Source organism: Pseudomonas sp. SM4, from assembly GCF_051913165.1.
GTDB lineage: Bacteria > Pseudomonadota > Gammaproteobacteria > Pseudomonadales > Pseudomonadaceae > Aquipseudomonas.
In genome coordinates this window covers 244,280-258,986 of sequence record NZ_JBODOE010000001.1, presented here as the reverse complement: position 1 = coordinate 258,986, position 14,707 = coordinate 244,280, and the positions used below count along the sequence as shown (strand labels likewise).

The 14,707-nt window shown below is 59.6% G+C and carries 18 protein-coding genes; 13 read left to right on the top strand and 5 right to left on the bottom strand.

Annotated features, from left to right (window positions below):
- Nucleotides 1-64 precede the first annotated feature (64 nt).
- Both ACQ4MY_RS01165 and ACQ4MY_RS01160 read right to left on the bottom strand, forming a co-directional pair.
- Nucleotides 65-751: an LrgB family protein gene (locus ACQ4MY_RS01165; protein ID WP_158833145.1), complete on the bottom strand. Its 687-nt coding sequence runs from the start codon at nucleotides 749-751 to the stop codon at nucleotides 65-67.
- A complete protein-coding gene (locus tag ACQ4MY_RS01160) occupies nucleotides 741-1,127 on the bottom strand; it encodes a CidA/LrgA family protein (RefSeq protein WP_440093268.1) in 387 nt (128 codons plus the stop codon). Before ACQ4MY_RS01160 ends, ACQ4MY_RS01165 begins: the two co-directional genes overlap by 11 nt.
- A gap of 97 nt (nucleotides 1,128-1,224) precedes the next feature.
- Here ACQ4MY_RS01160 and ACQ4MY_RS01155 point away from each other — a divergent pair, with 97 nt between their 5' ends.
- Nucleotides 1,225-2,112: a LysR family transcriptional regulator gene (locus tag ACQ4MY_RS01155; protein ID WP_008084976.1), complete on the top strand. Its 888-nt coding sequence runs from the start codon at nucleotides 1,225-1,227 to the stop codon at nucleotides 2,110-2,112.
- On the opposite strand, the gene ACQ4MY_RS01150 is transcribed toward ACQ4MY_RS01155, so the two are convergent.
- A complete protein-coding gene (locus ACQ4MY_RS01150) occupies nucleotides 2,102-2,557 on the bottom strand; it encodes a flavodoxin (RefSeq protein ID WP_440093266.1) in 456 nt (151 codons plus the stop codon). The two genes, ACQ4MY_RS01155 and ACQ4MY_RS01150, sit on opposite strands and share 11 nt — an antisense overlap.
- A 153-nt stretch (nucleotides 2,558-2,710) precedes the next feature.
- On the opposite strand from ACQ4MY_RS01150, the gene ACQ4MY_RS01145 reads away from it, so the two are divergent.
- Nucleotides 2,711-3,187, top strand: a complete 477-nt coding sequence (locus ACQ4MY_RS01145) for a PAS domain-containing protein (protein WP_008084980.1) — start codon at nucleotides 2,711-2,713, stop codon at nucleotides 3,185-3,187.
- A gap of 54 nt (nucleotides 3,188-3,241) precedes the next feature.
- Nucleotides 3,242-3,847 carry a hypothetical protein gene (locus ACQ4MY_RS01140; RefSeq protein ID WP_440093263.1) on the top strand — a complete coding sequence of 202 codons (606 nt, stop codon included), beginning with the start codon at nucleotides 3,242-3,244 and terminating at the stop codon, nucleotides 3,845-3,847.
- Nucleotides 3,848-3,850: 3 nt separating this feature from the next.
- Here the strand turns inward: ACQ4MY_RS01140 and ACQ4MY_RS01135 are convergent, their stop codons facing one another.
- Complete coding sequence (locus ACQ4MY_RS01135) at nucleotides 3,851-4,810, bottom strand: MerR family transcriptional regulator (protein WP_440093261.1); 960 nt, start codon at nucleotides 4,808-4,810, stop codon at nucleotides 3,851-3,853.
- Between the two features lie 209 nt (nucleotides 4,811-5,019).
- Between ACQ4MY_RS01135 and ACQ4MY_RS01130 the strand changes: the two genes are divergently transcribed.
- The 6 genes from ACQ4MY_RS01130 to ACQ4MY_RS01105 all read left to right on the top strand — a co-directional run bounded on the left by ACQ4MY_RS01130 (nucleotide 5,020) and on the right by ACQ4MY_RS01105 (nucleotide 8,115).
- On the top strand, nucleotides 5,020-5,589 hold the full coding sequence (locus ACQ4MY_RS01130) for a hypothetical protein (protein WP_008084986.1): 570 nt from the start codon (nucleotides 5,020-5,022) through the stop codon (nucleotides 5,587-5,589).
- Nucleotides 5,590-5,723: 134 nt separating this feature from the next.
- Nucleotides 5,724-6,434: a dihydromonapterin reductase gene (folM, locus tag ACQ4MY_RS01125; protein WP_440093260.1), complete on the top strand. Its 711-nt coding sequence runs from the start codon at nucleotides 5,724-5,726 to the stop codon at nucleotides 6,432-6,434.
- A 22-nt stretch (nucleotides 6,435-6,456) separates the two neighbouring features.
- Nucleotides 6,457-7,017 carry a GTP cyclohydrolase I FolE gene (gene folE / locus ACQ4MY_RS01120; RefSeq protein WP_008084990.1) on the top strand — a complete coding sequence of 187 codons (561 nt, stop codon included), beginning with the start codon at nucleotides 6,457-6,459 and terminating at the stop codon, nucleotides 7,015-7,017.
- Nucleotides 7,018-7,389 (top strand): dihydroneopterin triphosphate 2'-epimerase, encoded by a 372-nt coding sequence (folX, locus tag ACQ4MY_RS01115; RefSeq protein WP_007914273.1) that lies wholly within the window; start codon nucleotides 7,018-7,020, stop codon nucleotides 7,387-7,389.
- Nucleotides 7,390-7,487: 98 nt separating this feature from the next.
- Nucleotides 7,488-7,784, top strand: a complete 297-nt coding sequence (locus ACQ4MY_RS01110; protein ID WP_158833161.1) for a DUF1244 domain-containing protein — start codon at nucleotides 7,488-7,490, stop codon at nucleotides 7,782-7,784.
- Nucleotides 7,777-8,115, top strand: coding sequence for a HopJ type III effector protein (locus ACQ4MY_RS01105; RefSeq protein ID WP_440093257.1), 339 nt, complete (start codon nucleotides 7,777-7,779; stop codon nucleotides 8,113-8,115). Before ACQ4MY_RS01110 ends, ACQ4MY_RS01105 begins: the two co-directional genes overlap by 8 nt.
- A 128-nt stretch (nucleotides 8,116-8,243) precedes the next feature.
- Here ACQ4MY_RS01105 and trxB read toward each other — a convergent pair whose 3' ends face one another.
- Nucleotides 8,244-9,206: a thioredoxin-disulfide reductase gene (gene trxB / locus ACQ4MY_RS01100; RefSeq protein ID WP_440093255.1), complete on the bottom strand. Its 963-nt coding sequence runs from the start codon at nucleotides 9,204-9,206 to the stop codon at nucleotides 8,244-8,246.
- A 710-nt stretch (nucleotides 9,207-9,916) separates the two neighbouring features.
- On the opposite strand from trxB, the gene ACQ4MY_RS01095 reads away from it, so the two are divergent.
- From ACQ4MY_RS01095 to ACQ4MY_RS01080, 4 genes are all read left to right on the top strand, one after another.
- Nucleotides 9,917-10,432, top strand: a complete 516-nt coding sequence (locus ACQ4MY_RS01095) for an Hcp family type VI secretion system effector (protein WP_008084998.1) — start codon at nucleotides 9,917-9,919, stop codon at nucleotides 10,430-10,432.
- Between the two features lie 108 nt (nucleotides 10,433-10,540).
- The gene (locus tag ACQ4MY_RS01090) at nucleotides 10,541-13,300 is read left to right on the top strand and encodes a type VI secretion system Vgr family protein (protein ID WP_440093253.1); all 2,760 of its coding nucleotides are present in this window, start codon (nucleotides 10,541-10,543) and stop codon (nucleotides 13,298-13,300) included.
- Nucleotides 13,293-13,907 (top strand): hypothetical protein, encoded by a 615-nt coding sequence (locus ACQ4MY_RS01085; RefSeq protein WP_008085000.1) that lies wholly within the window; start codon nucleotides 13,293-13,295, stop codon nucleotides 13,905-13,907. The genes ACQ4MY_RS01090 and ACQ4MY_RS01085 overlap by 8 nt, the downstream gene beginning before the upstream one ends.
- The gene (locus ACQ4MY_RS01080; protein WP_440093249.1) at nucleotides 13,904-14,641 is read left to right on the top strand and encodes a hypothetical protein; all 738 of its coding nucleotides are present in this window, start codon (nucleotides 13,904-13,906) and stop codon (nucleotides 14,639-14,641) included. Before ACQ4MY_RS01085 ends, ACQ4MY_RS01080 begins: the two co-directional genes overlap by 4 nt.
- Nucleotides 14,642-14,707: the final 66 nt, after the last annotated feature.

Below are 14,707 nucleotides of genomic sequence, written 5' to 3'. Positions count from 1 at the left end.
TAGTTGCATTGGCAGCCAGCTTGATGACTGACCGAGTCAGCCCAGCAAACAGCCTGGATCCGCGTCAAAGCAACGACGCCAACAAAGGAGCTGCGAACAGGTTGAGCAAACCGGTGAGGACCATCACCAGCCCGGCGACAGAGCCTTCTTCGCCGCCCACTTCATGCGCCCGGCTGACGCCGGCACCGTGCGCGCCTACCCCAAACAGCGCACCACGCGCCAGGGCACTGCGCAACGGCAGCCACTTGAGCAGCACGCCGCCGAGCATCGCCCCGAACACGCCGGTGAACATCACGAACACCGCGGTCAACTCCGGCACACCGCCGAGGTTTTGCGCCAGCGGCATGGCGAACGGCGTGGTGATCGAACGCGGCACCAGCGACATCGTCACCGAACTGTCGAGTGCCAACGCTTTGGCCAATCCGAACGAGGTGCCGATCGATGCCGCGCTGCCCGCCACCATGCCCAGCAACAACGCCGACCAGTGCCGCATCAACAAACGCCGTTGCTGCCAGATCGGTACGGCGAAGGCCACGGTCACCGGGCCGAGTACCAGCATCAGCCAATGGGTGTTGCTGGAATACTCGGCATACGCGGTATGCAGCGGCACGGCGAGCGCCAGCAGCAACGCCGGCACCAGAATCAGCGGCGACAACACGTAGCGACCGGTGCGCCGATAAATCCAGCGGCTGAACAAGTACGCCAACAAGGTGAAAGCCAGCCAGAACATCGGCATCCATTCAAGCTTCATGGGAACGCCTCGCGCGCACGGCCAGTTCCACGGTAAACGCGGTCACCAGCATCACCATCAAGGTGCTGGCGGCGATCACCAGCAAAATCCGCCAGCCGTCGTTGCGCAGCAGCGCCCCGTAATCGAGCAGGCTCATCAACGCCGGAATAAAGAACAGCAGCATCTCGGCCATCAGCAAGCCCGCCCCCAGTTGCAGCGCCGCCGGTTTCACCCAACCGCAAGCGAAGGCCAGCAGCAACAGCGCCATGCCGATCACGCCGCCGGGAATCGGCCATGCCAGCCACGCGGCGAGTTGGCAGCCGAGCAGATAGAGACCGAGCAACACGGCGAGTTCGGCGAGTAAACGGGAGAAATGCTTGAGATTTGCGACATTCATGAGATGGGCTCCTTACAGAGGCCTATTTTACGAACCCACCTGCCATCCCTGAAGCGAATTGTTAGACTCAAAGCCATTCCAAAATGGAATCAGGCTCATGGAATTCAAACAGCTGCGCAGTTTTGTCGAAGTCATGCATCAGGGCGGTTTCACCCAAGCGGCGAAAACCCTGCACATCAGTCAATCAGCGGTCAGCAAGCAAGTCGCGCAACTGGAGCAGAGCCTCGGCACACCGCTGCTGGAACGCCTCGGTTCACAGTTGCGTCTCACCGCCGCCGGCAGCGTGGTGCTGCAACGCGCCGAAGCGATGCTGCGTTTGCGCAATGAGTTGCTGGTCGAGCTGGACGACCTCAGTCATTTGGCCCGTGGCGAGTTGCGACTGGGCCTGCCGCTGTTGGGCAGTGACGCGTTGTTCGCCGGATTGTTTGCCGAATATCGCCGGCGCTACCCGAACATCAGCGTGCAGTTGCTTGAGGGCGGCAGCCGCAATATCGAGCAAGCCGTGCTCAACGGGGAACTGGAGTTGGGTGGCAGTTTGTTGCCGAAGGATCCGCAATTCGACTGTCAGCCGTTTTGCGATGAGAAGCTCGATGCGCTGCTGCCCGTCGATCATCCGTTGGCAGATCGCGGCGAGATCGGCCTGGACGAACTGGCCGATACACCGTTCCTGCTCTATCAGCGCAGCTTCGTGCTCAACGATCGCTTGCTGCAGGCATGCCAGCAAATGGGCTTTACGCCGAAGGAAGGCGGGCGCAGCGGTCAGGCGGATTTTCTCGCGGCATTGGTGGCAGCCGGGCAAGGCGTGGTGTTGTTGCCCAGCGTGGTGGCGCGCGGGCTGGTGCGGCCAGGCGTGGTGCGCCTGACCTTGCGCGCGCCGGATTATCTGCGCTGGGACATTGCCTTCATCTGGCGTCAGGGCGCCTATCTGTCGAATGCTGCGCAGGCGTGGCTGGCACTCCTGCGCGAGCGGCCGATCAGCCCTTGAGGGTGTCGATCAACTGCGCCAGCCAAGGCTCGGCGTCGGTTTCCGGGGTGACGCTTTCGCTGGCGTCGATGCGCAGCATGTCCTGCACCTCACGCACACCCAGTTCGCCGAACAGTTCGCGCATCTGCTCGCCACCGCCGCAGAAGGTGTCGCCATAGCTGGCGTCGCCCAAGGCGATGACCGCGCCCGGCAAACCGCGCCAGGCTGCCGGCAATTGATCGCGGATCGCCGAATACAACGGTTGCAGGTTGTCCGGCAACTCGCCCATGCCGGTGGTCGAGGTCACCGCGAGGAAGGCTTCGGGGTCGAACGCTTGAATGTCGGCCAGGCTGGCGCGCGAGTTGTAGAAGGTCTCAAAGCCAGCGGCTTTCAACAGGTTCTGGGCGTGGCGGGCGACTTCTTCGGCGGTGCCGTAGACCGAACCGGAGAGGATGGCGACTTTCATCAATCTGATCCTGAAACTGAAAAAATGAGCGGCGATAGTAGCAGCCCAGGCTGCAAGCCTGCGATTGGATCTCATCTACCGATAATGGCCAGTAGACAGCGCCGACGGTTCTTCTAGAATGCGAGCCTTCGGCCAATCTGAACGGACTCACAGATGATCAATGCCAGCCTGCTGCAAATGGTGATCAACGCGTCTAACGACGGCATCGTCGTAGCGGAACAGGAAGGCGAGCAGGACACGATCCTGATTTACGTCAACCCGGCCTTTGAAAGAATGACCGGCTACAGCAGTGAAGAAATTCTTTATCAGGATTGCCGCTTTCTGCAGGCCGGAGACCGCGACCAGCAGGCGCTGGCGGCGATTCGCGAGGTGTTGCGCAGCAAGGGTTCGTGCCGGGAAATCCTGCGTAATTATCGCAAGGACGGCACGCCGTTCTGGAATGAGCTGTCGCTTTCGACGGTTACAAACGCTGACGACGGGCTGACCTATTTCGTCGGTGTGCAAAAGGATGTGACGGTTCAGGTCAAGGCTCAGCAGCGCGTCACACAGCTCGAAGCCGAGGTCGCGGCCCTGCAAGCAGAGCTGGCCGAACTGAAAGCGACGAACGGTTCAAACAAAACAGCGAACTAATTGTCATTAACTACAATCACCAATGACTTTGTAACTATATCTTTCGAGTTAGCCATGCAGCGCGACGCCCTCCTCACTCAGGATGAGCTGGATTTCATCCAGACCATGCAGCACAACCCGCAACTGAACGTGCGGGATGCGACGTCGAGTCTGCTGGTCAATGGCGGTTCGCAGATCCGTGATTTGCTCACGCGCCTGGCTGCTCACGAGCAAGTGACCATCCAGGCCAACTTCGAAAACCAGCAGATGACGTTCCCGCTGCATCTGGTGGAAGACGAGTTCCACGCCCTGCATTTGCGCCTCGGTGTGCCGAGCATTTACGAAGATGGTCCGATGGTGCGGCCATGGCGACTGACGCTGGAAGAGCCGGTGGCACTGGAAAACGCCAAAGGTCAGCCGGGCGTGTTGTGGGTGCACGAGGTGTCACACAAGGGCGTGCTGGTGGAAGTGCGCAACAAGACCAAACCGCCAAAACATTTCGCCCAGTGGTTCAGCCCATCGGGTTATGAGCGCATCGCCCTGCGCGGCCATTTCGAGCGGGAAACCGAGCAAGGTTTCTTCGCCTACGAACTGAGCCAGACCGATGTGGATGAAACCGAGCGCCTGCGCCAGTTCATCCTGCAACAACACCGCCTGACCCACCCTGCCCTGCACACCTGAGTTTCAGGTATCGAGTTTCCCCGCGAGAAATTGCGACAAGCGCTGACGCATGGTCGCGCCTTCATTGCCCAGGCAACCGATCGAAGACCCGGCCAGGCTGTCCTGCGCCAGGTCCGCGGCATCGCCGGCCAACAACACCTGACAATCCAGACTCAGCGCCAAACGATTCAAGCGTCGCGGCAATTCGGCGGTCGGGGCATGATTGGAAAACAGCACCAGCGCCTGCGGTTTGATCTTTTCGCAAACCAGCGTCAGTTCGTCGAATGGCTGGCCCGTGGTCAACACTCGCACACCCGATTCGCTACTGCTCAAAAACAGCGCGGCCACCAACAACTCCAGCTCTCGGCACTGACCGGCGAGCGCACTGACGACGATCTTGCGCGGCTGCGCGCTGCGTAACGCGATGATGCGCTGCAACACTCGCGCTCGCAGATAGCCGTCGAAGAACAGCCATTCACTGGTTTGCCCGAACGCCTCTTGGCGCTGCAGCAGTTGCCGCCACAACGGCAGCAGAATGTCCTGGAACACCACGGGTAGTGAGTAGGAAGAAAAAATCTGGCCGTAAACCCGATCGAGCTCAAGGTCATCGAATGAGCTGACCGCACGCTGCACCTGATGCTGCCATTGCAGGTAATCGGCCTGCACCAGATCATCGGGAATCAGGTGCGCGAGGACTTTCAACGGCTCGGTCTTGGCGAGAATCTTGCCGACCTTGCTGACGGCCACGCCGCGGTCGATCCACTCGACAATACTGCGCACACGCTCGATATCGGTCATGGAATAGAGCCGATGCCCACTTTCGGTGCGTGTCGGCTCAATCAAACCATAGCGTCGCTCCCAGGCACGCAGCGTGACCGGGTTGACGCCGGTCAGTCGCGACACTTCGCGTATCGGAAAGAGTTCTTCGCGCTCGAGCGCAACAGATACCTGCGCAGCAGGGCTTGCGTCCGTCATGACGGGCATATTGCGGTCAATGTCCATTTGATTGAGTTGGATCCCATTCTAGCTGCAATGCCTCTTTCAGGTTCAAGCGATGAAATGCGACGAAAGTCGCTGGTTAAATCGCGAAATTCAGGAATAATCCTTGCTTGTAAAAACGCAGGCCACCACCCCGGCCTTCGTCTGGCGAAGCCCCTACCCGGAGCGACGCATAAGCAATACGGAGATACACAATGTCTACTTCCCCCGTCACGCTGATGGTTGCGCGTCGCGTCGCCGACGGCCGCTATCAGGATCTGATGGCCTGGCTGCGCGAAGGCGAGCAACTGGCCACCGACTTCCAGGGTTATCTCGGCTCTGGCGTGCTCGCTCCGCCGCCCGGCGATAACGAGTTTCAAATCATCTTCCGCTTCGTTGATGAACAGACCCTGCATGCCTGGGAGCATTCGGCTTCGCGCACGGCCTGGCTGGATCGCGGCAGCGATCTGTTTGCGCACCCGAAGGAACATCGGGTCAGCGGCATCGAAGGCTGGTTCGGTGCGGTCGGTCAGCGGCCGCCACGCTGGAAACAGGCTGTAGCGATCTGGCTGGCGTTCTTCCCGGTGTCGCTGCTGTTCAACTTCGTGCTCGGCCCGCTGCTCGCTGATATGAGTCTGCTACCGCGAGTTTTTATCAGCACGCTGTGCCTGACGCCACTGATGGTTTACTTCTTTATTCCGTTGTCGACGCGGTTGCTGGCCAATTGGTTGAACAGCGTTCCAGTGCGACGGTTGCCGGCGGAACCTTCTACGCAGAATCGGTGAAAGATCGCAGCCTCGTTGCACTCGTCAGCTCCTACAGGAATGTACGCAATCCAGTGTAGGAGCTGCCGCAGGCTGCGATCTTTTCAGGCGCGTCGCTGTTATAGTTTTTGCTCCACCCGCGATGCGAGCCGTTCATGTCCACTTCCGCAGCCCCGATCCTCATCACCGGCGCCGGCCAGCGTGTCGGTCTGCATTGCGCACAGCGTTTGCTGGAAGACGGCCATCGCGTCATTTTCACTTACCGCACTGAGCGCCCCGGCGTGCAAACGCTGCGAGACCTGGGCGCCATCGGCCTGTTCGCGGACTTCGCCAGCGAAACCGGGATTCTCGCCTTCATCGACGAACTGAAAAGCCATACCGACAGCCTGCGTGCCATCGTGCACAACGCCTCCGAGTGGCTGGCCGAAACGCCGGGCAGCGAGGCCGAAGCCTTCACCCGCATGGTCAACCTGCACATGCTCGCGCCCTACCTGATCAACCTGCACTGCGCCGATTTGCTCCAACGCTCGACACCGGCCGACATCATCCACATCAGCGACGACGTCACCCGCAAAGGCAGCAGCAAACACATCGGTTATTGCGCCAGCAAAGCCGGGCTCGACAGCCTGACGCTGTCCTTCGCCGCCCGCTATGCGCCGGCAATCAAGGTCAACGGCATCGCACCGGCCCTGCTATTGTTCAATCCCGACGACGACGCGGCGTACCGCGCTAAGGCCCTGGCGAAATCCGCGCTGGGCATCGAACCCGGCAGCGAAGTGATCTATCAGAGCCTGCGCTATCTGCTCGACAACCCTTATGTCACCGGGACGACCCTGACCGTCAACGGCGGACGGCACGTCAAATAACGCTGCCCCGCGAGGATGTTGCATGCCACTTTCCCTGCCCGAAAATTACCGCGAGATCCTCATTGGCCTCGGTGAAGATCCTGAGCGTGAAGGACTGCGCGACACCCCGGTACGTGCGGCCAAGGCCATGCAATACCTGTGTCACGGTTATGAGCAAAGCGTCGACGAGATCGTCAATGGCGCACTGTTTGCCTCCGACAGCGACGAGATGATCATCGTCGCTGACATTGAACTGTACTCATTGTGCGAACATCATCTGCTGCCCTTCATCGGCAAGGCCCATGTGGCTTATATTCCGACGGGCAAGGTTCTGGGATTATCGAAAATCGCGCGGCTGGTCGACATGTTCGCCCGACGCCTGCAGATTCAGGAAAACCTCACCCGGCAAATTGCCGACGCGGTGCAACAAGTCACCGACGCTGCCGGCGTCGCCGTGGTCATCGAAGCCAGACACATGTGCATGATGATGCGCGGCGTTGAAAAACAGAATTCGACGATGAACACCTCGGTCATGCTCGGCGCCTTCCGCGAGTCGAGCAACACCCGCCAGGAGTTCCTGCAATTGATTGGACGGAGCAAGTAAATGCCACAACTTCAGCCGGGAATGGCGCGCATCCGGGTCAAGGATTTGCGCTTGCGCACCTTTATCGGGATCAACGAGGACGAGATCCTCAACAAGCAGGATGTGCTGATCAACCTGACCATTCTGTATGCGGCCCAGGAAGCGGTGCGTGACAACGACATTGATCACGCGCTGAACTACCGCACGATCACCAAGGCGATCATCGCCCACGTCGAGGGCAACCGCTTTGCGCTGCTTGAACGCCTGACGCAGGAGTTGCTCGATCTGGTGATGAGCAACGGTTCGGTGCTGTACGCCGAAGTCGAAGTCGACAAGCCGCATGCGCTGCGATTTGCCGAATCGGTCTCGATCACGCTCGCGGCAAGCCGCTGAGCTTCAAGCTTCGAACTGCAAGCGTTAAGCTACCGCCACCCACAATCCAAACTTGCAGCTTGAAGCTCGCCGCTTGAAGCTGTCTCGAAGAGACCTCCATGAACGAGCAACAACGCCTCGAACTCGAAGCCGCCGCCTTCCGCCGGCTGGTCGCCCACCTGGACAGCCGCAAGGACGTGCAGAACATCGACCTGATGAACCTCGCCGGGTTCTGCCGCAACTGCCTGTCGAAGTGGTACAAGGCCGAAGCCGACGAGCGCCAGATCGAGGTCAGCCTCGATGACGCCCGCGAAGTGGTTTACGGCATGCCGTACGCCGAGTGGAAAGCCCAATTTCAGCAAGAAGCCAGCGCCGACCAGCAAGCGGCGTTCGCCAAAGGAAAAACCCATGAGTGACCTGAACACCCTGCGCGCCGGCCTGAAAAGCGGCGAACACGTTTTCGCCGACACTCTGTCGTTCATTGCCGCCGGTTATGACTACCAGCCGCAGGCCTTCAACAACGGTGGCGTGGAAAACGCCGCCGGGCAGAACGAAGGTTCGTGCAAGACCCTGGGTCTGGCGCTGCTGGAGGGGCTGAGCGACGAAGAAGCGCTGCTGGCGTTTGGCGAGCATTATCGCTCGGTGGTGGCGGCGCCTGAGGGCAGCGATCACGGCAATATTCGTGCTTTGATCAAACATGGTCTGGCTGGCGTGAAGTTCACCGCACAGCCCCTGACCCGCCGCTGATCAAGATCAAAAGATCGCAGCCTTCGGCAGCTCCTACATGGGATCAATGTAGGAGCTGCCGAAGGCTGCGATCTTTTGACTCTCATAAAAAAAAACCGGCCGAAGCCGGTTTTTTTGTGCCTGCGATCTTAGAACGAAGCGTTCTGCAGACCATCCAGGTAACGCTCGGTGTCGAGTGCCGCCATGCAACCGGCGCCGGCCGAGGTGATGGCCTGGCGGTAAACGTGGTCAGCCACGTCACCGGCGGCGAAGATGCCTTCAACGCTGGTCGCGGTAGCGTTGCCGTCACGGCCGCCCTGCACCACCAGATAACCGTCTTTGAGGCTCAACTGGCCTTCGAACAGCGAAGTGTTCGGGGTGTGGCCGATGGCGATGAACACGCCGTCAACGGTGATTTCGTCGAAGCTGCCATCGTTGTTCTTCAGACGCGCACCGGTCACGCCCATGTTGTCGCCCAGTACTTCGTCGAGAGTGGCGTTCAACTTGAGGATGATCTTGCCTTCGGCGACGCGAGCGTTGAGCTTGTCGATCAGGATCTTCTCGGCGCGGAAGGTTTCGCGACGGTGGATCAGGGTCACGGTGCTGGCGATGTTGGCCAGGTACAGCGCCTCTTCAACAGCAGTGTTGCCGCCGCCAACCACAGCCACTGGCTTGTTGCGATAGAAGAAACCGTCGCAGGTCGCGCAGGCCGAAACGCCTTTGCCCATGAACGTTTCTTCCGACGGCAGGCCCAGGTAGCGAGCGCTGGCGCCGGTGGCGATGATCAGGGCGTCGCAGGTGTAAGTCGCGCTGTCGCCGGTCAGGGTGTACGGCTTGGCAGCGAAGTCGACGGCGTTGATGTGATCAAACACGATCTCGGTTTCAAAACGCTCGGCGTGCTCGCGCATGCGCTCCATCAGCACTGGGCCGGTCAGACCATGGACGTCGCCCGGCCAGTTGTCGACTTCGGTGGTGGTGGTCAGCTGACCGCCAGCCTGCATGCCGGTGATCAGCAGTGGCTTGAGGTTGGCACGGGCCGCGTATACCGCAGCGCTGTAACCGGCAGGGCCGGAACCGAGAATAATCACTCGCGAATGACGGACTTCAGACATGACCTGCTCCTGTTGACCGGGCCGAAAAACAGACCCGGATCGCCGGACTGCCGGCGAGAATAAAAAAGGACTGTGGATAACCTTGGGGAAGGCGTGAGCTCGACAGTCCTGTAAAAAGTTGGGTGCAGCGTATCGAGGGGGGCAAGATTAAGGAAATACGGTTTAACAATCCAGCTCATAGGTCGACTCTATGCCGACGCACTGACGAGCTGGACGTCCGGCGATCCGAATCACTCATCCACACTGGCAGCGTATTTTTACCGGCCGCTGCATTTACCGTTGGCAGCTCTCGGCAAAATCGCTTGCTGGGGATAACTCGGACACTACAAAAAAATCACTTCTCTAAAAGGGAAAAACTTCCGGATTTTAGTACCTCAGCCTCCTTGTAATTTTAATAGCCACTATATAGCCATGATGCGCAAGAAGTTGCGCAACAGCCCGTAATAAAACACCCCTGAAAACCGCTACAGGCCTTACAGCCAAAGGCCTGCAGCCAAGTGCGCAAGAAGTTGCGCAGTACTGCGCAACTTCTTGCGCACTTTCCGCGGTTTTTCCGTGTCCAACTAATCTGCATGGATGAGGTACTTCACTTAAATCCTTGATCCGAAATGACTATCGAATCACTGGCATGAAAGTTGATATCTCAGAACTTACACGGACAGGCAATCGTGTCTGTTTAACGTGTCATTTCAAGCAAGGAGAGCATTCCCATGGCAACACCAGCGTACATGTCGGTCACTGGCGAAAAACAAGGTCTGATCACCGCCGGCGCGTTCACCGCCGACTCGGTTGGCAACACCTTTCAGGAAGGCCACGAAGACCAGGTCATGGTTCAGGCTTTTACCCACGACGTGATCATCCCGCGTGACCCGCAATCCGGTCAGCCAACCGGCCAACGCGTGCACAAGCCAGTTGTGATCACAAAGGTCTACGACAAGGCTTCGCCGCTGCTGCAAGCTGCTCTGACTTCGGGCGAGCGCATGAGCGAAATCGTTATCCAGTGGTACCGCACTTCGGCTCAAGGCACCCAAGAGCACTACTACACCACCAAACTGGAAGACGCGATCATCGTCGCCATCAACAACAAAATGCACAACTGCCAGGACCCGGGCAACGCGCACTTCACGCACCTGGAAGAAGTGCAGTTCACCTACCGCAAAATCACCTGGACCCACGAAGTATCCGGTACTTCGGGTTCCGATGACTGGCGTGCTCCAGTCGTTTAATTACGGCTGATCGCTTCACACATCGACCAGCCTTGCTGGTCGATGTGATGGATGTCTTGCAGCGTTGATGGGCGGGCCCTCTTTCTCACCTGACCAAGGAACAGTCCAATGCGTCAAAGGGATTTGAAGTTCACGTTTTCCGTGTTGTCAGGGCAGATGGAGTTCGAGGTCGTAGAGTTCACGCTGGAAGAAGCCGTGTGTGAACCGTTCCGACTCACCATCGAGTTGGCCAGCCACAACCCGAACATCGATTTCGGCAAGGTTCTCGATCAGCCCTCATTACTCACGATCTGGCAAGGCGGCACGGCTGTGCGCCATGTCCACGGGCTGGTGTCCAGCTTCACTCAAGGCAAAACCGGCTTTCGCCGCACGCGTTATCGCGCCTTGGTCGAACCGCATCTCGCCCGCCTCGCCCTGAGTTCCAACTGGCGTATTTTTCAGCAGAAAAACGTCCCGGACATCATCAAGTCAGTGCTCAGCGAACACGGCATCCTCGACTATCAGCAACACATCAACGGCGAGCATCTGCCGCGCGAATACTGCACTCAGGTCGGCGACACCGACCTGTACCTGTTCGATCGGCTTTCCAGTGAAGAAGGCTTGTTCTATTTCTTCAAATGCAACGAAAGCACCCACACGCTGATTCAGGGCGACAAACTCTATGTGCAGGAGCGCATTCAAGGCGCTCCGGTGCTGTACACCACTGAACCGGCGGCGGACGCCACGCAGCCCGTGCTCTACGCGTTCAGTTACACCGAGAACGTGCGCACGGCCGAGCAGACGCAACGCGACTACACCTTCAAGCGCCCGACCTTCGACCAGCAACAGAATTTCACCGGCGATGACTTGCAACATCAGACGCCGAACTATGAACGCTACGATTATCCGGGTCGCTACAAGGTCACCTCGGCCGGCAAACCGTTCACCCAGAATCGCTTGCTCGGGCACCGTGGCGATGCGCGCATTGCCGTTGTCGAAGGCGACGATCCGCGCCTGATCCCGGGGTTCTCTTTTCAGCTCAGCGGCCATCCCCGGGAAGATTTCAATCGCTGGTGGCGATCACTGAGGATCACCCACAAGGGCATCCAGCACGCCAGCCAGGAGGAAGAATCCGCCGGCGCGGATGTCGGCGTGAGCTATGACTTCGTCGCCGAAATCGTTGCCGAAGAAACCGAATGGCGCACCCCGCCGATGCCCAAACCGATTATCGACGGGCCGCAGATTGCGACGGTGACCGGGCCGGACGGGGAAGAGATTTACACCGATGAATACGGCCGGGTAAAGGTCCAGTTCCCCTGGGACAGGGAAGGCAAGAACAACGAATTCAGCTCCTGCTGGGTGCGTGTGGCGCAGAACTGGGCAGGTGCGGACTGGGGCCATATGGCGATTCCGCGTATTGGCCAGGAGGTCATCGTCGATTACCTCGACGGCGACTGCGATCAGCCGATCATCACCGGTCGCACGTACCGGGCGACGAACATGCCGCCCTACCAACTGCCCAATCACAAGATTCTCAGCACTATCAAAAGCAAGGAATACAAGGGCACTCGGGCCAACGAACTGCGCATTGACGACACCACCAAGCAGATCAGTGCCGCCTTGATGAGTGATCACGGCAGCACCGCATTGCATCTGGGTTACCTGACGCATCCGCGGCCGAGCGGCGGTGAGCCGCGCGGCGAGGGTTTCGAGTTGCGCACCGATGAGCACGGTGCGCTGCGGGCAGCCAAGGGGCTGCTGCTCAGTACCGAGGAGCAAATGAACGCCAGCGGCGGTCACCTCAATCGCGGCTCGGTCATCCAGGTACTGGAAGCGGCGTTGAAACTGGCCAAGGACTTGGGGGACTACGCCCAGGACAACCAGGGTGTCGGCCATGACAAGGCACCGCAGCAAACCCTCAGCGATGCCGTTCGCGACCTGGGCAACGGTGCGAACGACGAGTCGGGCAAGACCAACGGTGGCAATCCGGCGATCGCCATGAGCGGTGAAGCCGGCATCGCGGCGGCATCCCCCAAGAGCATCACGGTGGCGGCGGGTGAGCATATCGACACCGTTGCCCAGCAAAATCAGCAACAGACCTCGGGGCAGAAGTTTGTGCTCAATGCCGGTACCGACCTGGGGATGTTTGCCCACAGCGGCGAAATGCGCCAGATCACCCATCAGGGCGCGATGCTGTTGCAGGCGCAGAAAAACAATATCCGCCTGGAGGCGGATCAGAGTGTGGAAGTCAGCGCCAGCAACCAGCACGTGCTGGTGTCGGCCAAAGAGCACATCACCCTGATGTGCGGCGGGGCCTACATCACCCTCAAGGGCGGCAATATCGAACTGGGCATGCCCGGCAACCTGATCGTCAAAGCGGCCAAACACAGCCTGCTCGGTGCGACCAGCCTGGAGGCCGAGCTGCCGAAATTCAAAGTCGGCGATACCCAGCGGCGTTTCATGCTCAAGCAGATTGACGGGACGTCGGCGATGCCCAACATGCCGTACAAAATCACCCTGTCCAATGGCGAAGTGGTCGAAGGCGTGACCGACGCACAGGGCGCCACGCAGTTGTTGCAGAAAGACGTGATGAGCATTGCCAACGTCGCCATGCTCAAGCCGCCCGCCCCGGCAGCGGCAGGCGCGGCGGGAGGCGGCGCAGGGGCAGCCGCCAGTGCGGCCGGTGCTGGTGCCGCTGACGAGGCGGAGGAAATCGTGCAGTTTTTTGAATTCAAGGACGACCAGGGAGGCCCCGCGCCGCACCACTTCAAGGTGATGTCCGCCGGGGAAGTCGTGGCCGAGGGTTCCGGTGAGCGCACGCCGGAATTTCCTGCCGACCTGCAACTGGAACTGGAATCGTGGCCGGTGAAGGACAACCAAAATGCCTGATCTCATCACGCCACAGGTGCGCAAGCTCGCGGCCATCGGATACGGCGAAGCCTCGACGGACAACAACCCGCAGGAAGTGCGCGGCATTTGCTTTACGGTGACCAACCGCATGCGCGCCTGGGAGCTTGCCGATGTCGACAGCCTGCTCAGGGAGGCCGGCAGCGGCTACGTCGTTGCCACGAAGGGCAACAATGTCCGCTACAACCAACTCATGGCGGCTTCGGAAGCGGCCATCAATGCCGACCCGAACATGCGCTCGGCCGTAGAGAGTGCACGGGATGCGCTCGCCCAGCGCGGCAATGATCCCTCCAACGGCGCGTATTGGTGGGACGGTGTCGATATCAAACAGTCGACCAACCCCCGCCATTCTTCCGGGTTCCACTACGGCTCCCCCTCGCACAACATCTTTGGTGTGGCGCAAGTCACGAAGCCGGAGAAAATCACCTATTGGACCCAGTTCAACAAAAAGACCAACACGATGGTAAATACCCGTGAGCGGGGTCGTTATACCTACAAATACCTGTCCACTGCTGCCATCGGCAAAACGATCTTCTGGACCACCAATCCGGAGTACATCAAGGCATCCGGCGCCAAGGGGCATCGATGAGCAAAGTCACCCGTTGTCTGAGCCTGTTTCTCGCTGCGAGCCTGCCCCTTCTGGCGCAGGCCGCTCCGGTACAGTTCACCGATTACCGTGCGTTCTATCAATCGTTGGGCGAAAACCTGTTTGCCGGGCCCGGCAGCGAACTTGCCATGCCCTGCTCGGAATCGCCAAGGCATTGCCTGTGGGCCAACGCCATGCGCCCGGTGTTTGAACGTTTTGAGGATGCGCAGTGGAGCGCGCCCGACGGACTGAAGCTCGACCCGCCCAAAGGCACCCCCGTCATTGTCTTGGACGGAGAAGCGCTGACGGTCGGCAAACAACGTTGGCCGCTGCGCGAGGCGGTCAACTTCGCCTCGCCGCAATGGCCCGTCGATGACCCCATCGACCCGGAAAACGTGGCTAGCGCAACGACCTGGCGTCAAGGCGCCTCAACGTGCCTGGAGTTGCATTACGTCAGCAGTGGCTACGGTAGTCGCTACCCCCAGGTATTGCTGGTACACGGCCAGCATCTCTACGCGTTACCGCGACTTTTCTCCTCGTGCTCGGCCATTCGCAAGGCGCCCGGCAATCAGTTCAGCTATCCGGAAAACACCTACCTGGGGGCAGAGTTGGAAAACAACCCGACCGGGCTGCAAGTGAATTACCGGGTACCCAACGCGAAAAACCCGGTGGCGCAGTACCTGCTGCACTTCCCGAATCAGGGTGATCCCTTCGTATTTGAGGCGCAGCGCCAATAGGCGCGGACCAATCCGTCATGACCGTGCCCGCACGCGTCGAGACCAATGGAATTTTCAAGGAGGAAA